This window comes from Variovorax sp. GW822-FHT04A09 (assembly GCF_058801005.1).
In genome coordinates this window covers 603,350-623,877 of sequence record NZ_JBXAMV010000003.1, presented here as the reverse complement: position 1 = coordinate 623,877, position 20,528 = coordinate 603,350, and the positions used below count along the sequence as shown (strand labels likewise).

General features: G+C 66.9%; 19 protein-coding genes. 17 read left to right on the top strand and 2 right to left on the bottom strand.

Annotated elements, in window-relative coordinates; genetic code table 11:
- Nucleotides 1-56: 56 nt before the first annotated feature.
- Nucleotides 57-1,367, bottom strand: coding sequence for a sn-glycerol-3-phosphate ABC transporter substrate-binding protein UgpB (ugpB, locus tag AC1RLW_RS19435; protein WP_070063600.1), 1,311 nt, complete (start codon nucleotides 1,365-1,367; stop codon nucleotides 57-59).
- Between the two features lie 227 nt (nucleotides 1,368-1,594).
- Here ugpB and serA point away from each other — a divergent pair, with 227 nt between their 5' ends.
- The 3 genes from serA to AC1RLW_RS19420 all read left to right on the top strand — a co-directional run bounded on the left by serA (nucleotide 1,595) and on the right by AC1RLW_RS19420 (nucleotide 7,280).
- Entirely contained in the window at nucleotides 1,595-2,827 is a 1,233-nt protein-coding gene (gene serA, locus AC1RLW_RS19430) for a phosphoglycerate dehydrogenase (RefSeq protein WP_070063599.1), read from the top strand.
- Nucleotides 2,828-2,967: 140 nt separating this feature from the next.
- Entirely contained in the window at nucleotides 2,968-6,846 is a 3,879-nt protein-coding gene (locus AC1RLW_RS19425) for a DUF3683 domain-containing protein (RefSeq protein ID WP_493194564.1), read from the top strand.
- Nucleotides 6,843-7,280, top strand: a complete 438-nt coding sequence (locus tag AC1RLW_RS19420; RefSeq protein WP_159278169.1) for an HIT family protein — start codon at nucleotides 6,843-6,845, stop codon at nucleotides 7,278-7,280. Before AC1RLW_RS19425 ends, AC1RLW_RS19420 begins: the two co-directional genes overlap by 4 nt.
- 15 nt (nucleotides 7,281-7,295) lie before the next feature.
- Here AC1RLW_RS19420 and AC1RLW_RS19415 read toward each other — a convergent pair whose 3' ends face one another.
- Complete coding sequence (locus tag AC1RLW_RS19415; RefSeq protein ID WP_493194562.1) at nucleotides 7,296-8,087, bottom strand: hypothetical protein; 792 nt, start codon at nucleotides 8,085-8,087, stop codon at nucleotides 7,296-7,298.
- 106 nt (nucleotides 8,088-8,193) lie between these two features.
- Between AC1RLW_RS19415 and AC1RLW_RS19410 the strand changes: the two genes are divergently transcribed.
- The 14 genes from AC1RLW_RS19410 (at nucleotide 8,194) to AC1RLW_RS19345 (ending at nucleotide 20,522) form a co-directional block, all read left to right on the top strand.
- Nucleotides 8,194-8,607 (top strand): gamma-butyrobetaine hydroxylase family protein, encoded by a 414-nt coding sequence (locus AC1RLW_RS19410; RefSeq protein ID WP_062477026.1) that lies wholly within the window; start codon nucleotides 8,194-8,196, stop codon nucleotides 8,605-8,607.
- A gap of 172 nt (nucleotides 8,608-8,779) precedes the next feature.
- Entirely contained in the window at nucleotides 8,780-9,511 is a 732-nt protein-coding gene (gene ubiE, locus AC1RLW_RS19405) for a bifunctional demethylmenaquinone methyltransferase/2-methoxy-6-polyprenyl-1,4-benzoquinol methylase UbiE (protein WP_493194560.1), read from the top strand.
- Nucleotides 9,512-9,552: 41 nt separating this feature from the next.
- The gene (locus AC1RLW_RS19400; RefSeq protein ID WP_062477032.1) at nucleotides 9,553-10,557 is read left to right on the top strand and encodes a Tim44 domain-containing protein; all 1,005 of its coding nucleotides are present in this window, start codon (nucleotides 9,553-9,555) and stop codon (nucleotides 10,555-10,557) included.
- 57 nt (nucleotides 10,558-10,614) lie between these two features.
- Entirely contained in the window at nucleotides 10,615-11,172 is a 558-nt protein-coding gene (locus AC1RLW_RS19395; protein ID WP_062477123.1) for a ubiquinone biosynthesis accessory factor UbiJ, read from the top strand.
- Nucleotides 11,169-12,734 (top strand): ubiquinone biosynthesis regulatory protein kinase UbiB, encoded by a 1,566-nt coding sequence (ubiB, locus tag AC1RLW_RS19390; RefSeq protein ID WP_062477035.1) that lies wholly within the window; start codon nucleotides 11,169-11,171, stop codon nucleotides 12,732-12,734. The genes AC1RLW_RS19395 and ubiB overlap by 4 nt, the downstream gene beginning before the upstream one ends.
- Before the next feature lie 19 nt (nucleotides 12,735-12,753).
- Nucleotides 12,754-14,202 carry a high affinity choline transporter 1 gene (locus AC1RLW_RS19385; RefSeq protein ID WP_493194558.1) on the top strand — a complete coding sequence of 483 codons (1,449 nt, stop codon included), beginning with the start codon at nucleotides 12,754-12,756 and terminating at the stop codon, nucleotides 14,200-14,202.
- Between the two features lie 105 nt (nucleotides 14,203-14,307).
- Nucleotides 14,308-14,649, top strand: a complete 342-nt coding sequence (locus tag AC1RLW_RS19380) for an FmdB family zinc ribbon protein (RefSeq protein ID WP_062477042.1) — start codon at nucleotides 14,308-14,310, stop codon at nucleotides 14,647-14,649.
- Nucleotides 14,650-14,663: 14 nt separating this feature from the next.
- Nucleotides 14,664-15,296: a DUF502 domain-containing protein gene (locus AC1RLW_RS19375; protein ID WP_062477045.1), complete on the top strand. Its 633-nt coding sequence runs from the start codon at nucleotides 14,664-14,666 to the stop codon at nucleotides 15,294-15,296.
- A 37-nt stretch (nucleotides 15,297-15,333) separates the two neighbouring features.
- Entirely contained in the window at nucleotides 15,334-17,139 is a 1,806-nt protein-coding gene (gene aspS, locus AC1RLW_RS19370; protein ID WP_492694067.1) for an aspartate--tRNA ligase, read from the top strand.
- A gap of 7 nt (nucleotides 17,140-17,146) precedes the next feature.
- Complete coding sequence (gene nudB, locus AC1RLW_RS19365; protein WP_493194556.1) at nucleotides 17,147-17,623, top strand: dihydroneopterin triphosphate diphosphatase; 477 nt, start codon at nucleotides 17,147-17,149, stop codon at nucleotides 17,621-17,623.
- Nucleotides 17,620-18,393, top strand: coding sequence for an endonuclease/exonuclease/phosphatase family protein (locus AC1RLW_RS19360; protein ID WP_070063590.1), 774 nt, complete (start codon nucleotides 17,620-17,622; stop codon nucleotides 18,391-18,393). Before nudB ends, AC1RLW_RS19360 begins: the two co-directional genes overlap by 4 nt.
- A gap of 73 nt (nucleotides 18,394-18,466) precedes the next feature.
- Nucleotides 18,467-19,198: a GTP cyclohydrolase I gene (gene folE / locus AC1RLW_RS19355; RefSeq protein WP_099792275.1), complete on the top strand. Its 732-nt coding sequence runs from the start codon at nucleotides 18,467-18,469 to the stop codon at nucleotides 19,196-19,198.
- Nucleotides 19,199-19,201: 3 nt separating this feature from the next.
- Complete coding sequence (locus tag AC1RLW_RS19350; protein ID WP_062477059.1) at nucleotides 19,202-19,624, top strand: BLUF domain-containing protein; 423 nt, start codon at nucleotides 19,202-19,204, stop codon at nucleotides 19,622-19,624.
- 16 nt (nucleotides 19,625-19,640) lie between these two features.
- Nucleotides 19,641-20,522 carry a DMT family transporter gene (locus AC1RLW_RS19345; protein ID WP_070063589.1) on the top strand — a complete coding sequence of 294 codons (882 nt, stop codon included), beginning with the start codon at nucleotides 19,641-19,643 and terminating at the stop codon, nucleotides 20,520-20,522.
- Nucleotides 20,523-20,528 lie beyond the last annotated feature (6 nt).

Sequence of the window (20,528 nt, the reverse complement as noted above, 5' to 3'; positions counted from 1 at the left end):
AAGGGCGTGCGGGGGCGGGCGATATTAGCCGGACACGGAGCCCGGATCTTCAATCGTTAGCTTTTGTTCGCCTTTTGGAAGCGTTCGAGCTGTTCGTTGCCGCGGGTCACGATCGAATCGAGGGCTTCCTTGGCGGTCTTCTTGCCGCCCCAGACCTGTTCGAGCTCTTCGTCCTCGATGGCGCGGATCTGCACGTAGTTGCCCAGGCGGATGCCGCGGCTCTTGTCGGTGACCTTGCGGATCATCTGCGTCACGGCCACGTCGGTGCCGGGGTTCTGCTTGTAGAAGCCCGATTCTTCGGTGAGCTTGTACGAGGCGGTGGTCACCGGCAGGTAGCCGGTGCGCTTGTGGCTGGCGGACTGCACTTCAGGCGTCGAGATGAAGCTGAAGAACTTGGCCACGCCCTTGTACTCGGCGGCCTTCTTGCCCGACATGACCCACAGGCTGGCGCCGCCGATCACGGTGTTCTGCGGTGCGCCCGGCACGTCCGGGTAGTAGGGCAGGGGTGCCAGGCCGTAGGCGAACTTGGCGTTCTTGGCCACGTTGCCGTAGAAGCCCGACGACGTGTTGATCATGGCGCACTCGCCCGACACGAACGAGGCTTCAGGCACGTTGCCGCGGCCCTTGTAGATGAACAGGCCCTGCTTGGACATGCTGGCCAGGTTCTCGATGTGGCGCTGGTGCAGCGGCGAATTCACCTTCAGGCGCGCGTCCAGGCCCTGCAGGCCGTTGGCCTTGCTCGCAAATTCCACGTTGTGCCAGGCCGAGAAGCTCTCGACCTGCGTCCAGTTCTGCCAGGCCGTGGTGAACGGGCACTTGTGGCCGCTGGCCTTGAGCTTGGCGGCGGCGGCCACCACTTCGGGCCAGGTGGCGGGTGCCTTGTCGGTGGGCAGGCCGGCCGCCTTGAAGGCGTCCTTGTTGAAATAGAAGATGGTGGTGGAGCTGTTGAACGGGAAGCTCAGCATCTGGCCGTTGGGGGCGGTGTAGTAACCGGCCACGGCGGGGATGTAGGCGGCCGGGTCGAACTTCTCGCCCGCGTCCTTCATGACCTGGCCGACCGGAATGACGGCGCCCTTGCTGGCCATCATGGTGGCGGTGCCCACTTCGAACACCTGCAGGATGTGCGGCGCGTTGCCCGAGCGGAAGGCCGCGATGGAGGCCGTCATCGATTCGTCGTACGTGCCCTTGAAGGTCGGGACGATCTTGTATTCCTTCTGGCTCTCGTTGAACTGCTTGGCCAGGTCGTTGACCCACTCGTTGTTGACGGCGGTCATGGAATGCCACCACTGGATCTCGGTCTGGGCCTGGGCTGCATTGAACAGCGTGGCGGCCAGCGCCGATGCCAACGCGAGCGTCTTGAATCGCATGAAGACTCCTGAAGGGAAAAAATGGAAAGCGCGAATGCTAGGGCATGTGCGTGACACAGCCGCGTCACATTGGGGCACGGACCGAAGGGTTCCTCCAATCGGGGAAACCCCTTTGGCGTCAAGCCCGGTGCGGGTTGCGGGCCTCATGCTGCGCTGCACCATGCTAGCATCGCCCTCCCTTTTTTGGCCTAGCTTGTCGCCATGGCCGGGGCTTCCTTGAGTACGCCATGAGCAGCAAAACCTCCCTCGACAAAAGCAGGATCAAGTTCCTTTTGCTCGAAGGCATCCACCCCTCGGCCGTGGAGGTGCTGCGCGCCGCCGGCTACACCAACATCGAGTCGCTGCCGGGTGCGCTGCCCGACGCCGAACTCAAGGCCAAGATCGCCGACGTGCACTTCGTGGGCATCCGCTCGCGCACCCAGCTGACGGCCGAGGTGTTCGCCGCCGCGCACAAGCTGGTGGCCGCCGGGTGCTTCTGCATCGGCACCAACCAGGTCGACCTCGAAGCCGCCCGCGAACACGGCGTGGCCGTGTTCAACGCCCCGTATTCCAACACCCGCTCGGTGGCCGAGCTGGTGCTGGCCGAAGCCATCCTGCTGCTGCGCGGCGTGCCCGAGAAGAGCGCCGTGGCGCACCGCGGCGGCTGGCTCAAGTCGGCCGAGAACGCCTTCGAAATCCGCGGCAAGACGCTGGGCATCGTGGGCTACGGCTCGATCGGCGCGCAGCTGTCGGTGCTGGCCGAGGCGCTGGGCATGCACGTGGCCTTCTACGACGTGGTCACCAAGCTGCCGCTGGGCAACGCCCGCCAGGTGCGCGAGCTGCACCAGCTGCTGGGCCAGAGCGACATCGTGACCCTGCACGTGCCCGAGACCCAGGCCACGCAATGGATGATCGGCGCGGCCGAGATCGCCGCCATGAAGCCGGGCGCCATTTTGCTGAACGCCTCGCGCGGCACCGTGGTCGAGATCGAGCCGCTGGCCGAGGCCCTCAAGAGCAAGAAGCTGCTGGGCGCCGCCATCGATGTGTTCCCGGTCGAGCCGCGCACCAACAAGGACGAGTTCCAGTCGCCGCTGCGCGGGCTGGACAACGTGATCCTCACGCCGCACATCGGCGGCTCGACCATGGAGGCGCAGGCCAACATCGGGCTCGAAGTGGCCGAGAAGCTGGTCAAGTACAGCGACAACGGCACCTCGACCTCGTCGGTCAACTTCCCCGAGGTGGCGCTGCCGGCGCACCCGGGCAAGCACCGCCTGCTGCACATCCACCGCAACGTGCCGGGCGTGCTGTCCGAGATCAACAAGATCTTCTCGGACAACAACATCAACATCTCGTCCCAGTTCCTGCAGACCAACGAGAAGATCGGCTACGTCGTGATGGACATCGACGCCGCCTCGTCCGACCTGGCGCTGGAAAAGCTGGCGAAGGTGGGCGGGACGATCCGCAGCCGCGTGCTGTTCTGAGCCCGCCGGGGCCCCCGCGGGCCCCGCAATAGGGCCGCGATAGGGAATAGCGGCCGGGCACGGCAAAGCCCCCGGGGCCTGCCCTAAAATCGACCCCCCGGCTACATGGGCGCGCAGCGCCTGGCCAAGGGCCCCACCCGATGAATGCTCCGACCGCGTTGAATACGCTGTTGTCACAGGCCGCAGAGCCTGTACGACTGCGCGAGATCCCCTACAACTACACCAGCTTCTCCGACCGGGAGATCGTGATTCGCCTCCTGGGCGAACGCGGCTGGGACCTGCTGCAGACCCTGCGCGCCGAGCGCCGCACCGGCCGATCGGCGCGCATGCTCTACGAGGTGCTGGGCGACATCTGGGTGGTGCAGCGCAACCCCTACCTCGTCGACGACCTGCTCGACAACCCGCGCCGCCGCGGCCAGCTGGTCGACGCCCTGCGCCACCGCCTGGGCGAGGTGCAGAAGCGCCGCACCCCCGACAGCGACCTGCCGCGCGACCAGCTCGTGGGCGAGCTCACCGGGCTCGTCAGCCAGGCCGTCGCCGCCTTCGACGACACCTTCCGCGACGTCGCCGCGCTGCGCCGCAAGGCCACCCGCGTGCTGGGCCGGCTCACGGCCAAGGACAACATCAAGTTCGACGGCCTCTCGCGCGTGTCGCACGTGACCGACGCCACCGACTGGCGCGTCGAGTACCCCTTCGTCGTGCTGTGCCCCGACACCGAGGCCGAGATGGCCCTCTTGGTCAAGGGCTGCATCGAGCTGGGCCTGACCATCATTCCGCGCGGGGGCGGCACCGGCTACACCGGCGGCGCGATCCCGCTGACCTGGAAGAGCGTGGTCATCAACACCGAGAAGCTCGAGGCCATGACCGAGGTCGAGCACGTCGCGCTGCCCGGCTTGGCCGCGCCCGTGCCCACCATCTGGACCGAGGCCGGCGTGGTCACGCAGCGTGTGGCCGACGCGGCCGAGCGCGCGGGCTTCGTGTTCGCGGTCGACCCCACCTCCGCCGAGGCCTCGTGCGTCGGCGGCAACGTCGCCATGAACGCCGGCGGCAAGAAGGCCGTGCTCTGGGGCACGGCGCTGGACAACCTCGCGTCGTGGCGCATGGTCACGCCGCAGGCCGAATGGCTCGAAGTGACCCGCGTCGGCCACAACCTGGGCAAGATCCACGACGCCGAGAGCGCCGTGTTCGAGTTGCAGTACTACGCCGCCGACGGCAAGACGAAACTGCGCACCGAGCGCCTCGACATCCCGGGCCGCACCTTCCGCAAGGAAGGCCTGGGCAAGGACGTGACCGACAAGTTCCTCTCGGGCCTGCCGGGCATCCAGAAAGAGGGCTGCGACGGCCTCATCACCAGCTGTCGCTGGGTGGTGCACAAGATGCCGGCGCACACGCGCACCGTGTGCCTCGAGTTCTTCGGCAACGCCAAGGACGCAGTGCCCAGCATCGTCGAGATCAAGGACTTCATGTTCGCCGAGCAGAAGCGCTCGGGCGTGCTGCTGGCCGGCCTCGAGCACCTGGACGACCGCTACCTCAAGGCGGTCGGCTATGCGACGAAATCGAAGAAGCACGGCGGCCTGCCCAAGATGGTGCTGTTCGGCGACATCGCCGGCGACGACGCCGATGCGGTGGCCCGTGTCACCTCGGAAGTGGTGCGCATCGCCAACTCGCGCAGCGGCGAAGGCTTCATTGCCATCAGCCCCGAGGCGCGCAAGAAATTCTGGCTCGACCGCAAGCGCACGGCCGCCATCAGCAAGCACACCAACGCCTTCAAGATCAACGAAGACGTGGTGATCCCGCTGCCGCGCATGGCCGAGTACAGCGACGGCATCGAGCGCATCAACATCGAGCTGTCGCTGCAGAACAAGCTCGCGCTCACCGACGCGCTCGAAGCGTTCCTCACACGCGGCAACCTGCCGCTGGGCAAGACCGACGACGCGCACGAGATTCCCGCGGCCGAGCTGCTGGAAGACCGCGTGGCGCAGGCCGTGGCGCTGGTGCATGAGGTGCGCGCGCTGTGGGCTGGCTGGCTCGAGAACGTCGACTCGCTGTTCCCGCAACTGCAGGACCACACGTTGCGCGCGAGCTGGAAGACCCAGCTGCGCCAGCCGCTGCAGGAGATTTTTTCGGGCGCCGAGTTCGGGCCGATCCTGGCCGAGTGCACCGCCATCCACAAGCAGGTGCTCAAGGGCCGCGTGTGGGTCGCGCTGCACATGCACGCGGGCGACGGCAACGTGCACACCAACCTGCCCGTCAACAGTGACAACTACGAGATGCTGCAGACCGCGCATGCCGCGGTGGTGCGCATCATGGCGCTGGCACGCAGCCTGGACGGCGTGATCTCGGGCGAGCACGGCATCGGCATCACCAAGCTCGAGTTCCTCACCGACGAAGAGCTGCGTCCGTTCACCGAATACAAGGCCCGGGTCGACCCCGAAGGCCGCTTCAACAAGGGCAAGCTGCTGCGCGCGCCCGCCGGGCAAGCGCAGACCCTGCACGCCGACCTGACCAATGCCTACACGCCGAGCTTCGGCCTCATGGGGCACGAGTCGCTGATCATGCAGCAGAGCGACATCGGCGCCATCGCCGACAGCGTCAAGGACTGCCTGCGCTGCGGCAAGTGCAAGCCGGTGTGCGCCACCCACGTGCCGCGCGCCAACCTGCTGTACAGCCCGCGCAACAAGATCCTCGCGACCTCGCTGCTGGTGGAGGCTTTCCTCTACGAGGAGCAGACCCGGCGCGGCATCAGCATCAAGCACTGGGAAGAGTTCGAGGACGTGGCCGACCACTGCACCGTGTGCCACAAGTGCCTCACGCCGTGCCCTGTGAAGATCGACTTCGGCGACGTGTCGATGAACATGCGCAACCTGCTGCGCAAGATGGGCCAGAAGAGCTTCCGACCCGGCAACGCGGCCGCGATGTTCTTCCTGAACGCGACCAACCCGCAGACCATCAAGGCGGTGCGCGCCGGCATGGTGGGCATCGGCTTCAAGGCGCAGCGCATGGCCAACGACCTGCTGCGCGGCCTTGCGAAGAAGCAGACCGGCGCGCCGCCGGCCACGCTGGGGCCTGCGCCCATCAAGGAGCAGGTGATCCACTTCATCAACAAGAAGATGCCGGGCAACCTGCCGAAGAAGACGGCACGCGCGCTGCTCGACATTGAGGATGCCGACTACGTGCCGATCATCCGCAACCCGAAGACGACCAGCTCGGAAACCGAGGCGGTCTTCTACTTCCCGGGCTGCGGCTCGGAGCGGCTGTTCTCGCAGGTGGGCCTGGCCACGCAGGCGATGCTCTGGCACGCGGGCGTGCAGACCGTGCTGCCGCCGGGCTACCTGTGCTGCGGCTATCCGCAGCGCGGCAGCGGCCAGTTCGACAAGGCCGAGAAGATGATCACGGACAACCGCGTGCTCTTCCACCGCGTGGCCAACACGCTGAACTACCTGGACATCAAGACGGTGGTGGTGAGCTGCGGCACCTGCTACGACCAGCTGCAGGGCTACCAGTTCGACAAGATCTTCCCGGGCTGCCGGATCATCGACATCCACGAGTACCTGCTCGAAAAGGGCATCACGCTGGCCGATGCGGGTGGTGGCGGCTACCTGTACCACGACCCCTGCCATTCGCCGATGAAGCAGCAGGACCCGATGAAGACCGTGAAGGCGCTGGTCGGCGACAACGTGCTCAAGAACGACCGCTGCTGCGGCGAGTCGGGCACGCTGGGCGTGTCGCGGCCCGACATCTCGACGCAGATCCGCTTCCGCAAGGAAGAGGAGCTGAAGAAGGGCGAGGCCGCGCTGCGCGAGAGCGGCAATGTCGGCGCGACCGACAACGTGAAGATCCTCACCAGCTGCCCGAGCTGCCTGCAAGGCCTCTCGCGCTACGGCAACGACCTGAACAACGGCCTGCTCGAAGCCGACTACATCGTGGTCGAGATGGCCAACAAGCTGCTCGGCGACGACTGGATGCCGAACTACGTGGCGGCCGCCAACCAGGGCGGCATCGAGCGGGTGCTCGTATGACGGCGGTGGCCGGTTGCCCGCTGTGCGATGCGCCCGGCGGGCGTGTCGTGTTCGAAGGCGCGAAGCTGCGTGTCATCCATGCGCAGGAAGAAGGCTTTCCGGCGTTCTACCGCGTGGTGTGGCGCGACCATGCGGCGGAGTTCTCCGACCTCGATGCGGCCGACCGCGTGCTGTGCATGGAGGCCGTGGTGCGCGTGGAGCAGTGCCTGCGCGACGCGCTGGCGCCCACCAAGCTCAACATCGCCGCGCTCGGCAACATGGTGGCGCACCTGCACTGGCACGTGATCGCGCGTTTCGACTGGGACAGCCATTTCCCCGGTTCGGTCTGGGCTGCCGTGCAGCGCACCGCGCCGGCCGAGCGGCTGGCCGCCGTGCAGGCGCTGCTGCCGCAGGCGGAGGCCGACATGGTCCGCCGGCTGGCGACGCTGGCCTGAGGCCTTCGCTTTTTCTTAGTTGGCCGCGGCGGTGCGCGTCGCGCTGCCTGCCTTGCGGTCCGCGCAGGCCTGTTTGAATTCCGGCGTGGCGCGCGTTTCCTTCGAGAAGCGCTTCGAGGCCACGCTGCCGTCCCTGCACACGCGATCGAGTTCGGCCTGCGCGCTCTTGTTGCCCGCATGCGCGGCATGGGCCAGCAGGCGCACCGCGTGGAAGGGCAGTGCGCCCGAGCTGCCGGGTGACGCGGTTGCTGCAGTGGTCGTCGGCTGCGGTGTTGCTGCAGCCTTGACCGGCTCCGCAGGCAGCGTGCGTGCGGTGCCCGCCGAGGTCGGCATGCGCTCGACGGCGGTGAAGTCGCCGCTCTTGCCGGCGCGCTCGACCATCTGCCGGTAGCTGTCCATCATGAACGACGTGTCCTTGGGCGTGAGCTCCTTCGCCGGCTTGGCGAGGTAGGCCGCGACCTCGGGCGGCAGCGCGGCGTTCACGGTGCTCAGTTCATGCGCGCCGCCGAAGCCGCGCGAGCCGGCCTGGGCGGCATGCGCGGCGTCGTCGCCCAGCGCCATCGCGCCCTTGGCGGCCACGCCGGTGGCACCTTCGGCTGCCACCGCGCCGGCGCCGACCGCCGCGCCTTTGCCCGCCACGCCGGCCGCCTTGCCGGCGGTCGCAGCCTTGCCTGCCGCTTTGCCGATCAGGCCCCAGAAGGCATGGGCCGGTGGGGTGAGGGCGGTGCCCGCGAGCGCGGCGCAGAGGACGAGGGCGGCCCGGTTCGGACGCGACAGGAGGAGGGGAGAGCGTGTGCGTGACGGCATGCAGCGATGCTAAGCGCAGGCGGTCGGCACGCTGGCGCGGGCTGCGCGGCATACTGCGCGAGTCCCACCCCTTTTCTCTTTTTCTCTTCTTCCGAACGGATTCCCCATGGCAGGTTTGCAAGCCGGCGCGCCGACGCCCCAATCGATCACCGTGCATGGCCAATCGCGCGTGCTCGAGGTCGGCTTCTCGGACGGCGCCACCTTCCGCATCCCCTTCGAGCTGATGCGCATCTACTCGCCGTCGGCCGAAGTGCAGGGTCACGGCCCGGGGCAGGAGGTGCTGCAGACCGGCAAGCGCGACGTCGACCTGGTCGGGCTCGAGCCGGTGGGCAACTACGCCGTGCAGCCGGCCTTCAGCGACGGCCACAACTCCGGCATCTACACCTGGAGCCTGCTCTATGACCTGGGTGCCCGGCAGGCCGAGCTGTGGGCCGACTACGAGCGGCGCCTGGCCGCGGCCGGCGTGGACCGCGACGCCCCGATGGCCGACAAGGGCGGTCATGCCTGCAGCAGCCACTGAGCGCCGCGGGAACCGAGGGTAAACATACCCTGTTGCTATTGAAAAGATAGCCTTACACACAGCAAAGACGCGCGTTGCGGCGGCCCTCCGTTGGAGGAAAAAGCAACAAATGTCCGCCGTGCCCGCGGGGTCGTCGCCTTGAAGGAATGCCTTCCGGCCTAACATCCAGCGCATGAGTACAACCCACTTCGGCTTCGAGAAAGTCGACGAAAGCGAGAAGGCGCAACGCGTTCGCGGCGTCTTCGACTCGGTGGCCTCGCGCTACGACATCATGAACGACCTGATGTCGGCCGGACTGCACCGGGCCTGGAAGGCCTACACCGTGATGGTCGCGAACGTGGGCGAAGGCTCGCGCGTGCTCGACATCGCGGGCGGCACCGGCGACCTCGCACTCGCCTTCTCCAAGAAGGTCGGCGCCACGGGCCAGGTGGTTCATACCGACATCAACGAAGCCATGCTGCGCACCGGCCGCAACCGCCTGCTCGACGCCGGCGTGGTGCTGCCCACCACGGTCTGCGACGCCGAGAAGCTGCCCTTTCCCGACGACTACTTCGACGTGGTCACCGTGGCCTTCGGCCTGCGCAACATGACGCACAAGGACGTTGCCCTCAAGGAGATGAACCGCGTGCTCAAGCCGCGCGGCAAGCTGCTGGTGCTCGAGTTCTCGAAGGTCGCCAAGCCGCTCACGAAGGCCTACGACTGGTATTCGTTCAACGTGCTGCCGCGCCTGGGCAAGCTCGTGGCCGGCGACGATGCGAGCTACCGCTACCTGGCCGAATCGATCCGGATGCATCCCTCGCAAGAGGAACTCAAGACCCTCATGAAAGAGGGCGGTTTCGGACATGTGGACTATCACAACATGACAGGGGGAATTGCTGCCCTCCATGTTGGAATCAAGTGTTGATCACGATGACGACGCGAATTTTTCGCTCAAGAGGAGACGGCATGAAGAGTTTGGGTTCTTTGTTCTTGGCAGCAGCACTGGTGCTGGTGAGCGTTCAGGCGGAAGCTGCTCGCATGGGTGGCGGCAAGTCCGTCGGTCGCCAGTCGTCCAACGTGACGCAGCGCCAGGCCACGCAGCCCGCGGCCCCCGCGCAGCAGAACGCGACCAATGCGGCGCCCAAGCCCGCAACGCCCGCCGCCGCTGCACCGAAGCGTCCGTGGGGCGCGATGCTCGGCGGTCTCGCCGCCGGCCTGGGCCTGGCATGGCTCGCGAATTCGCTGGGCCTGGGTGCGGGCTTCGCCAACATCCTGCTGATCGCGCTGCTGGCTTTTGCCGCGCTCGCGGTGTGGCGCATCTTCAAGGCGCGCTCGGCCGCGTCGTCGGGCAACGCCAACCGCCAGGGCGCTTTCGCCTTCCAGGGCGCCGGCAGTCCCGCCGATGCACGCGCACCGGCACAGTACAGCCCGGCCAACGTCGGCAACGACGCCTCGGCACGGCCGTGGGAGCGCAACGCCGCGGCGTTCGACGCCGCGCCGGCATCGCACGGCAGCAGCCTCTCGGCCGCGGGTGCCGCAGCCGGCGGCAGCATGATCGGTTCGGCACTGGCCGGTTCGCAGTCCTGGGGCATCCCCGCGGGCTTCGACGCCGACGGTTTCCTCACCGCCGCCAAGCGCAACTTCGTGACCCTGCAAGACGCCTGGGACCGCGCCGACGTGTCGATGCTGCGTTCCATGATGACCGACAGCATGGTCGAAGAGATCCGCACGCAACTGGCCGATCGCGCCAGCCACACGGGTGGTGCGCTCAACAAGACCGAGGTCGTGATGCTCGACGCCAAGCTGCTGGGCATCGAAGAGCTGCCCGACGCCTACATGGCGAGCGTGGAGTTCTCCGGCATGATCCGCGAAGACGCCTCGGCGGGCCCGGCCCCGTTCCGCGAAGTCTGGAACATGACCAAGACCGGCAGCGCCGGCTGGCTCGTCGCAGGCGTGCAAGCGCTGCAGTGACAAAAACCTGAGCCACGGCCGTCACCCGGCTGTAGCACTGACGGGATAATGGGGACCATGGCTACACCATCGTCCCCTTTTTCTTTGCTCGGCGACCTGTTCAACCGCATCGGCGAACGCCTGCAACCGCCGGCCTGGGCCGTCCACGAGATCCAGCACCGCGCGGTGCTGTTCCTGAACCACGTGCTGCAGCAGGAGCCTGAAGCGCAGCAGCGGCTGCTGCGCCAGCAGGGCAGGGTGGTGCGCTTCCAGTGGCGCTTCGTGACGATGGAACTGGTGGCCACGCCGGCCGGCCTGCTCGATCTGGCACCTGCCGGCTCCACGCCCGAACTCACGCTCACCGTGATCGATGACTCCCCCTTCGACATCGCCCGCGCCACGCTGCGCGGCGACAAGCCCTCCGTGCAGATCGTCGGCGACGTGCAACTCGCGGCCGAGGTCAACTGGCTGGTCGACCACGTGCGCTGGGACGTCGAGGACGACCTGGCCCGCGTGATCGGCGACGTGCCCGCGCACACGCTGGGCAACGGCGTGCGGCGCGTGGTGGGCGCGCTGCGCCAGTTCGTCGGCGACCGCTCGGCCCGTGCCGGCGGTGCGGCGGGCCACGCCGAATGAGTCGCTTCTATCGCGGCCTGTTCATCGTCTGGGTCGCACTGCGCTATGGCCTGGACGAGCTCGTGCTCACGAGCTTCCAGAAGCCCTGGCTGCGCGTGGTGGCACGCATCGTCTCGATCGGACGCAACCTCGACGCGCCGCGCGGCCAGCGCCTGCGCGAGGCGCTGGAGCGGCTGGGCCCCATCTTCGTGAAGTTCGGCCAGGTGCTGTCCACGCGGCGCGACCTGCTGCCGCCCGACATCGCCGACGAGCTCGCCTTCCTGCAGGACCGCGTGCCGCCGTTCCCCTCGGCAGTGGCGGTTGCGACCATCGAGCGCGCCTTCCGCCGCCCGGTGAGCGACGTGTTCGTGCAGTTCGACGAAACGCCCATCGCCAGCGCCTCGATCGCGCAGGTGCACTTCGCGACCATCCGCACCAACCAGGGCGAGATCCGCGACGTGGCAGTGAAGGTGCTGCGCCCCAATATGCGCGGCGTGATCGAGAAGGACCTGGCCCTCATGGCCATGATGGCCGGCTGGATCGAGAAGCTCTCGCCCGACGGCAAGCGCCTGAAGCCGCGCGAGGTGGTCGGCGAGTTCGACAAGTACCTGCACGACGAGCTCGACCTCGTGCGCGAGGCTGCCAACGCTGCGCAGCTGCGCCGCAACATGGCCTCGCTCGACCTGGTTCTGATCCCCGAGATGTTCTGGGACTTCTGCCACCCCGAGGTGATCGTGATGGAGCGCATGAACGGCGTGCCCATTGCCCAGATCGACAAGCTGCGCGCGGCCGGCGTCGACATTCCCAAGCTCGCGCGCGACGGCGTGACGATCTTCTTCACGCAGGTGTTTCGCGACGGTTTCTTCCACGCCGACATGCACCCGGGCAACATCCAGGTGAGCCTGGCGCCCGAGACCTTCGGGCGCTACATCTCGCTCGACTTCGGCATCATCGGCACGCTCACCGAGTCCGACAAGGAGTACCTCGCGCAGAACTTCGCGGCCTTCTTCCGGCGCGACTACAAGCGCGTGGCCGAGCTGCACCTGGAAAGCGGCTGGGTGCCGCAGGGTACGCGCATCGACGAGCTCGAGGCGGCGATCCGCACCGTGTGCGAGCCGTACTTCGACCGGCCGCTGAAGGAAATCTCGCTGGGCATGGTGCTGATGCGCCTGTTCCAGACCTCGCGCCGCTTCCACGTCGAGATCCAGCCGCAGCTGGTGCTGCTGCAGAAGACCCTGCTGAACATCGAGGGCCTGGGCCGCAGCATTGACCCTGAGCTCGACCTCTGGGCCACGGCCAAGCCCTTCCTCGAGAAGTGGATGATCGACCAGATCGGGCCGAAGAAGCTGTTCCAGCAACTGCGCGCCGAGGCGCCGCGCTACGCGAAATTGCTGCCGCAACTGCCGCGTTTGCTGCACGATTTCCTGGAAAATCGGCCGCCCGATCACCGCCGCGAGTTGCAGGAACTGCTGGCCGCGCAGAAGCGCACCAACCGGCTGCTGCAGGCCATCCTCTATGGCGGCATCGGATTCGTCCTGGGGTTGCTCGCCATGCAAGTGCTGGTGCGCGTGCGTTTGTTCTAGAGGCTGGAGGAGTTTCGCCGTGTTGTTGACGCTGGTCATCGTCTATCTGCTGGTCACCATCGCCATCGGCCTGTATGCGGCCAAACGGGTGAAGAACACCACCGACTTCGCGATCGCGGGGCGGCACCTGCCGCTGTTCATGATCATCACGACCACCTTCGCGACCTGGTTCGGGTCCGAGACGGTGCTCGGCATCCCGGCCAAGTTCATCGAGGGCGGCCTGAGCGGCGTGGTCGAAGACCCGTTCGGCGCGGGCACCTGCCTGATCCTGGTGGGCCTGTTCTTCGCGGGCAAGCTGTACCGCATGACGCTCCTGACCATCAGCGACTACTACCGCGAGCGCTACGGCCGCAGCGTGGAAGTGGCCTGTTCGCTGATCATCATGCTGAGCTACCTGGGCTGGGTGTCGGCGCAGGTCACGGCGCTGGGGCTGGTGTTCAACGTGCTGTCGGCCGGCGCCATCAGCATCCCGCTGGGCATGGTGATCGGCGTGGTCTCGATCCTGGCCTACACGCTGTTCGGCGGCATGTGGTCGGTGGCCGTGACCGACTTCATCCAGATGATCATCCTGGTCGTCGGCCTCGCGGTCATCGCGATGTTCGCGGGCGACATGGCGGGCGGCGCCGACAAGGTGGTGGCCTTCGCGGTCAGCAAGGACCTCTTCAAGTTCTGGCCCGAGCCCAACTGGCACGACATGGTGTTCTTCTTTGCCGCGGCGATCACGATGATGCTGGGCTCCATTCCGCAGCAGGACGTGTTCCAGCGCGTGATGTCGGCCAACAGCGTCAAGGCCGCGACCCGCGGTCCGGTGATCGGCGGCGTGGCCTACATCCTGTTCGCCTTCGTGCCGATGTTCCTCGTGGCCAGCGCGCTGCTGATCATGCCGGAGGAGGTGGCTGTGCTGCTCAAGGAAGATCCGCAGAAGGTGCTGCCCACGCTGGTGCTGCAGAAGATGCCCTTCGTGATGCAGGTGCTGTTCTTCGGCGCGCTGCTGTCGGCCATCAAGTCGACCGCCTCGGCCACCCTGCTGGCGCCCAGCGTCACCTTCACCGAGAACATCTGGCGCCAGTTTCGTCCCGCCGGCACCGACCGCGAGAACCTGATGACCATGCGCATCACGGTGCTGCTGTTCAGCGCCGCCGTGCTGGCCTACGCGATCCGCATGCAGGGCACGCCGATCTACGAACTGGTCTCGGGCGCCTACCAGGTGCCGCTGGTCGGGGCCTTCGTGCCGCTGGTGTGCGGCCTGTACTGGCGCCGTGCCACCACCCAGGGCGCCATCGCCTCGATCGTAGGGGGCATCGGCGTCTGGCTGCTGTTCATGGCCATGCCTTGGGGTACCGCCTTCCCGGCCCAGCTGGCGGGCGTGCTGTCCTCGTTCGCGGGCATGGTTGTCGGGTCGCTGCTGCCGCAATGGATAGCGAACACTCACACGCCGCACCGCCTCCTGGCGACCGAGCCGGCCTGACGGCGGGCCGGGCCGCGCCCCCACGGCCCCTGCGGGCGGGGGCGCCCCTATAATCGAGGGCTTTGCGAGCGGCAGCTGCGTCGCTCATTCCCACCCCGATTTCCCATGCCCATTTACGCCTACAAGTGCAGTTCCTGCGGCTTTGCCAAGGACGTTCTGCAGAAGATGTCGGACACGCCGCTCTCGGTGTGCCCGGAATGCGGTGCGAGCGCATTTGAAAAGCAGGTCACGGCCGCCGGCTTCCAGCTCAAGGGCTCGGGCTGGTACGTGACCGACTTCCGCGAGGGCGGCGGCAAGAAGTCCGAGGCCGCCACCGCGCCCGCTGCGTCCGGCGACGGTGCCAAGTCGGCCGACGCTTCTTCTTCGTCCCCCGCCTCCAGCCCCGCACCGGCGCCCGCTCCCGCGCCGGCCCCCGCTGCAACGGCTGCCGCCAAGAGCGGCGACTGACGGAACCCTCTCCCATGTCCGCCCTGCGCAAATGGTTGTTCTCCGGCTTGCTGGTGATCGTTCCGCTGTTCATCACCCTGGCGGTGCTGAAGTGGATCATCGACACGCTCGACCAGACGCTGTGGGTGCTGCCGGGCGCATGGCAGCGCTGGCTCTACGACAACAACATCCGCGGGCTCGGTGTGCTGCTCACGCTGGCCATCCTGCTGGTGGTCGGTGCCATTGCGAGCAACTTCGTCGGCAAGCGCCTGCTCGGCTGGGGCGACGCCGTGGTGCGCCGCATTCCGGTCGTGCGCTCGATCTACTCGAGCGTCAAGCAGGTGTCGGACACGCTGTTCTCCGAGAACGGCAACGCATTCCGCACGGCAGTGCTGATCCAGTGGCCGCGCGAGAGCGTGTGGACCATTGCCTTCGTGACCGGCGCGCCGGGCAACGAGGTGGCCGAGTACCTGGGCAGCGAGGAATTCCTCAGCGTCTACGTGCCGACCACGCCCAACCCCACGGGCGGCTACTTCGTCATGCTCAAGCGCAGTGACTGCGTCGAACTGAAGATGAGCGTGGACGAAGCGCTCAAGTACATCGTCTCGATGGGCGTGGTCGTTCCAGGCGGCCCCTCCTCGGTGGCGATCAAGCCATCCAACTCATAAAAACGAACGCGCCACGACGGCGCCGGAAGTCATCTCTATGGCCATGCGTACTCACTATTGCGGTCTTGTGACCGAAGCCCTGTTGGGCCAGACCGTCACCCTGTGCGGGTGGGTCAACCGTCGCCGCGACCACGGCGGCGTGATCTTCATCGACGTGCGCGACCGCGAAGGCTACGTGCAGGTGGTGTGCGACCCCGACCGCGCCTCGACCTTCGCCGTGGCCGAGAACCTGCGCAACGAGTTCTGCGTGCAGATCACCGGCCTGGTGCGCGCGCGCCCCGAAGGCACGACCAACGACAGCCTCAAGAGCGGCAAGATCGAAGTGCTGTGCCACGAACTGAAGGTGCTGAACCCCTCGGTCACGCCCCCGTTCCTGCTGGACGACGACAACCTGTCGGAAACCACCCGCCTCACGCACCGCGTGCTCGACCTGCGCCGCCCGGCCATGCAGCGCAACATGATGCTGCGCTACAAGGTGACGATGGAAACGCGCAAGTTCCTCGATGCCAACGGCTTCATCGACATCGAGACGCCGATGCTCGGCAAGTCCACGCCCGAAGGCGCGCGCGACTACCTCGTGCCCAGCCGCGTGCACGACGGCAGCTTCTTCGCGCTGCCGCAGTCGCCCCAGCTGTTCAAGCAGCTGCTGATGGTGGCCGGCTACGACCGCTACTACCAGATCGTGAAGTGCTTCCGCGACGAAGACCTGCGCGCCGACCGCCAGCCTGAATTCACGCAGATCGACATCGAGACCTCGTTCCTCGCCGAAGAGGAAATCCGCGAGATGTTCGAAGGCATGATCCGCAACGTGTTCCGCAACGCCGCGGACATCGACCTGCCGGTGTTCCCGACCATGAGCTACGCCGACGCGATGTTCAAGTACGGCTCGGACAAGCCCGACCTGCGCGTGAAGCTCGAGTTCACCGAACTCACCGAGCTGATGAAGCGCGTCGAGTTCAAGGTGTTCTCCAACGCCGCCACCATGGCCGGCGGTCGCGTGGTCGCGCTACGCGTGCCCGGCGGCGGTGCCGAAGGCGGCCTGTCGCGCGGCGAGATCGACGCGTACCAGGAGTTCGTGAAGATCTACGGCGCCAAGGGCCTGGCCTACATCAAGGTCAACGACGCAGCCGCCGGCCGCGAAGGCCTGCAAAGCCCGATCGTCAAGAACCTGGACGACGCCACGCTGGCCGAGATCATCGCCCGCACGGGTGCGCGCAACGGCGACATCCTGTTCTTCGGCGCCGACAAGGAAAAGGTCGTCAACGACGCCATCGGCGCGCTGCGCGTGAAGATCGGCCACAGCGCCTTCGGCAAGAAGGCGGGCCTGTTCGACGACCGCTGGGCACCGCTGTGGGTGGTCGACTTCCCGATGTTCGAGTTCGACGAGGAAGGCCAGCGCTGGAGTGCCGTGCACCACCCGTTCACCGCACCGAAGGACGGCCATGAAGACCTCATGGACACCGCACCCGAGAAGTGCATCGCCAAGGCCTACGACATGGTGCTCAACGGCATCGAGATGGGCGGCGGCTCGGTGCGTATCCACCGCGAGGAAGTGCAGAGCAAGGTGTTCCGCGCGCTGAAGATCAGCGCCGAGGACGCGCAGCTCAAGTTCGGCTTCCTGCTGGACGCGCTGCAGTACGGCGCCCCGCCGCACGGCGGCATCGCCATCGGCCTGGACCGCCTCGTCATGCTCATGACCGGCGCCGAGTCGATCCGCGACGTGATCGCCTTCCCCAAGACCCAGCGCGCGCAAGACCTGCTGACGCAGGCGCCGAGCCCGGTCGACGAGAAGCAGCTGCGCGAACTGCACATCAAGCTGCGCAACACGCCGCAAGCGGCCTGATGCAGCCATGACGACCGGCACCCGGCCCTGGAAGATCCCGGAGTCGGTGCTGGTCGTGATCCACACGCCGGCACTCGATGTGCTGCTCATCCGGCGTGCGGATGCCGAGTCCGACTTCTGGCAGTCGGTCACTGGAAGCAAGGACGCAGTCGACGAGCCGCTCGCGCTCACCGCCGCACGCGAAGTGGCCGAGGAGACCGGCATCGATTGCAGTGAAGGCACGCCGCTGGCGTCGCAACTGGTCGACTGGCAGCTGCGCAACGTCTACGAGATCTACCCGGGTTGGCGCGCGCGCTACGAACCCGGCATCACCCACAACACCGAGCACCTGTTCGGCCTGTGCGTGCCCGAGGGCCTGACACCCCGGCTCGATCCGCGCGAGCACACCGACTGGCAATGGCTGCCGTACCACGAGGCGGCGGACGCCTGCTTTTCCCCGTCGAACGCCGAAGCCATTCTGTTGCTGCCAGAATTTGCGCGATGAACCCACCGGCCGCCGCAGCAGCAGCAACGCAGAACCTCCGGGTCGCGACCTACAACATCCACAAGGGTGTGCAGGGGATCGGGCCGGCGCGTCGGCTCGAGATCCACAACCTGGGCCACGCCATCGAGCAGCTCGATGCCGACATCGTCTGCCTGCAGGAAGTGCGCAAGATGAACCGCCAGGCCGCTGCCCGCTTTCCGCGCTGGCCCGAGCTGCCGCAGGCCGACTTTCTGGCGCCCGAGGGCTACACGGCCGTCTACGAGACCAACGCCGTCACGCGCCATGGCGAGCACGGCAACGCGCTGCTCACGCGCTGGCCGGTGATCCGCACCGGCCACCAGGACATCTCCGACCACCGCTTCGAGCAGCGCGGCCTGCTGCATGCCGTGATCGACATCGAAGGGCGCCGGGTGCACGCCATCGTGGTGCACCTGGGGCTCATCAAGGGCAGCCGCGTGCGGCAGGTGGCCCGGCTGCGCGAGTTCATCGAGCGCGAGGTGCCGGCCGACGAGGCCGTGGTGGTGGCCGGCGATTTCAACGACTGGGGCGCGCGCATGCGCTACGCCATGAACGCCATGGGCCTGCGCGACACCAGCGACCTGCGCGGCCCGCGCACGCTCACGTACCCCTCGCGCCTGCCCGTGACGCAGCTCGATTTCGTCTACGGCCGTCAGCTCGAGCCGCTGGCCTGCAACGTGCCGCGGGGTCCCATCTGGGCCCGCATGTCCGACCACCTTCCGCTGGTAGCCGACTTCGCGCTACCTAATTGATAGCATTGCTCCGAGAAGGGGCGGGCGTTGCAGCCCGAATCCCCTGGGGCCATTCACTGGTACGATCCCCGCCATGCTGAGGAAAACCGACGTCGAACCGCTTCCCGATCGAAAAGACGATGACGAGGGCACCCCCGTCTCCGTCAAGATCCGCGAGCGACTGAATGCAGCGCGCAAGCGTTTCAACGCCAACGACAACATCGCCGAGTTCATCCAGCCGGGCGAGCTGGAGTCGCTGCTCGACGAGGTCGAGGTCAAGATGAAGGGCGTGCTCGAGAGCCTGGTCATCGACGTCGAGAACGACCACAACACCGACAACACCGCGCGCCGCGTGGCCAAGATGTACCTCAACGAGGTGTTCCGCGGCCGCTACGTGCCGCCGCCGCCGCTCACCGAGTTTCCCAACGCCGAGCACCTGAACGAGCTGATGATCGTCGGCCCGATCACCGTGCGCAGCGCCTGCTCGCACCACTTCTGCCCGATCATCGGCAAGCTCTGGATCGGCGTGATGCCCAATGAGCACACCAACGTGATCGGCCTGTCGAAGTACGCGCGCCTGGCCGAATGGGTCATGGGCCGTCCGCAGATCCAGGAAGAAGCCGTGGTGCAGCTGGCCGACCTGATCCAGGAAAAGACGCAGCCCGACGGCCTTGCGCTGGTCATGGAGGCCGAGCATTTCTGCATGGCCTGGCGCGGCGTGAAGGAAATGGACAGCAAGATGATCAACTCCGTCATGCGCGGCGTGTTCCTGAAAGACCCGAGCCTGCGTCGCGAATTCCTCTCCCTCCTGCCACGAAAGAGCTGAGCCATGCTGGTCCGACTTCTCTATGCCAGTCGCGCCGTCGATACCAGCCCCGAGGCGATCGAGGCGATCCTCGCGAAATCGCGCACGCACAACCCAGCCTGCGGCATCACCGGCATCCTCTGCTACGGCGCCGGCACCTTCCTGCAGGCGATCGAGGGCGGGCGCGACGCCATCAGCGATCTCTATGGCCACATCCAGCGCGATCCGCGCCACAAGGATGTGGTGCTGCTGCACTATGAAGAAATCTCCGAGCGCCGTTTCGGCGGCTGGACGATGGGGCAGGTCAACCTCTCCAAGCTCAACGCCTCGACGCTGCTGAAGTACTCCGAGAAGCCCGAGCTCGACCCGTACAAGGTCTCGGGCAAGGTCTCGCTCGCGCTGCTCGAAGAACTGATGGCCACCGCCGCCATCGTCGGCCGCCACTGATCCCGGTTCGACCGGGGTGCCCCTTTCCGCTTTCGCACTGATCCTGCTGGCTGGAGTCATCCACGCCAGTTGGAACATCGCCGCCAAGAAGGCGAACGGCGATTCGCGCTTCGCGTTCCAGAGCGGCGTGTTCATGGCCGTGGTGTGGGCGCCCGTGGGCATCACGCTCGGCTGGAGCGTCGTGCCGACCTGGGGCACGAAGGAGTGGGCGTTCATCGTGCTGAGCGGCGTGCTGCACGTCTTCTATTACGTCGTGCTGCTGCGCGGCTACCGCAAGTCGGACCTCACGGTGGTCTACCCGCTGGCGCGCGGCTCGGGGCCGCTGCTGTCGTCGCTGGTCGCGATCCTGTTCCTGGGCGAGAAGATCAGCCTCGTCGGCGTGGCCGGCATCTTCGGCGTGGTGCTCGGCGTGTTCCTGGTGGCCGGCGGCCCGCGCCTCTTTCACAAGAAGCATGACCCGGTGCAGCGCGAGCGCGTACAGAAGGGCATGCGCTACGGCGTGCTGACCGGCGCCTTCATCGCGGCCTACACGGTCACCGACAGCTACGCCGTCAAGTTCCTCGCGATGTCGCCGATCCTGCTCGACTACATGAGCAACTTCGTGCGCCTCGTGCTGCTGCTGCCCGCCGCGCTGCAGGACCGCGCGACCACCGCGCGCATGTGGCGTGAGCAGTGGAAGTACGCGCTGCTGGTGGCGGCGATCAGCCCCGTCTCGTACGTGCTCGTGCTGTACGCGGTGCAGCAGGCGCCCATCTCGCACGTCGCGCCGGCGCGCGAGGTGTCGATGCTGTTCGCCGCGCTGATCGGCGGGCACCTGCTGCGCGAAGGCGACCGCATGCTGCGGCTGCTGGGCGCGCTGTTCATCGCGGCCGGCGTGATCGCGCTCGCACTGGGTTGACCGAAG

Bases quoted from the DNA above. Each gene is read 5' to 3' on its own strand.
- AC1RLW_RS19360 (WP_070063590.1), top strand. From the start codon at position 17,620: ATGAACCCACCGGCCGCCGCAGCAGCAGCAACGCAGAACCTCCGGGTC.
- AC1RLW_RS19375 (WP_062477045.1), top strand. From the start codon at position 14,664: ATGTCCGCCCTGCGCAAATGGTTGTTCTCCGGCTTGCTGGTGATCGTT.
- AC1RLW_RS19395 (WP_062477123.1), top strand. From the start codon at position 10,615: ATGGCTACACCATCGTCCCCTTTTTCTTTGCTCGGCGACCTGTTCAAC.
- ubiE (WP_493194560.1), top strand. From the start codon at position 8,780: ATGAGTACAACCCACTTCGGCTTCGAGAAAGTCGACGAAAGCGAGAAG.
- AC1RLW_RS19415 (WP_493194562.1), bottom strand. From the start codon at position 8,087: ATGCCGTCACGCACACGCTCTCCCCTCCTCCTGTCGCGTCCGAACCGG.
- folE (WP_099792275.1), top strand. From the start codon at position 18,467: ATGCTGAGGAAAACCGACGTCGAACCGCTTCCCGATCGAAAAGACGAT.
- AC1RLW_RS19380 (WP_062477042.1), top strand. From the start codon at position 14,308: ATGCCCATTTACGCCTACAAGTGCAGTTCCTGCGGCTTTGCCAAGGAC.
- nudB (WP_493194556.1), top strand. From the start codon at position 17,147: ATGACGACCGGCACCCGGCCCTGGAAGATCCCGGAGTCGGTGCTGGTC.
- ubiB (WP_062477035.1), top strand. From the start codon at position 11,169: ATGAGTCGCTTCTATCGCGGCCTGTTCATCGTCTGGGTCGCACTGCGC.
- serA (WP_070063599.1), top strand. From the start codon at position 1,595: ATGAGCAGCAAAACCTCCCTCGACAAAAGCAGGATCAAGTTCCTTTTG.
- AC1RLW_RS19350 (WP_062477059.1), top strand. From the start codon at position 19,202: ATGCTGGTCCGACTTCTCTATGCCAGTCGCGCCGTCGATACCAGCCCC.
- aspS (WP_492694067.1), top strand. From the start codon at position 15,334: ATGGCCATGCGTACTCACTATTGCGGTCTTGTGACCGAAGCCCTGTTG.
- AC1RLW_RS19400 (WP_062477032.1), top strand. From the start codon at position 9,553: ATGAAGAGTTTGGGTTCTTTGTTCTTGGCAGCAGCACTGGTGCTGGTG.
- AC1RLW_RS19425 (WP_493194564.1), top strand. From the start codon at position 2,968: ATGAATGCTCCGACCGCGTTGAATACGCTGTTGTCACAGGCCGCAGAG.
- AC1RLW_RS19410 (WP_062477026.1), top strand. From the start codon at position 8,194: ATGGCAGGTTTGCAAGCCGGCGCGCCGACGCCCCAATCGATCACCGTG.
- ugpB (WP_070063600.1), bottom strand. From the start codon at position 1,367: ATGCGATTCAAGACGCTCGCGTTGGCATCGGCGCTGGCCGCCACGCTG.
- AC1RLW_RS19420 (WP_159278169.1), top strand. From the start codon at position 6,843: ATGACGGCGGTGGCCGGTTGCCCGCTGTGCGATGCGCCCGGCGGGCGT.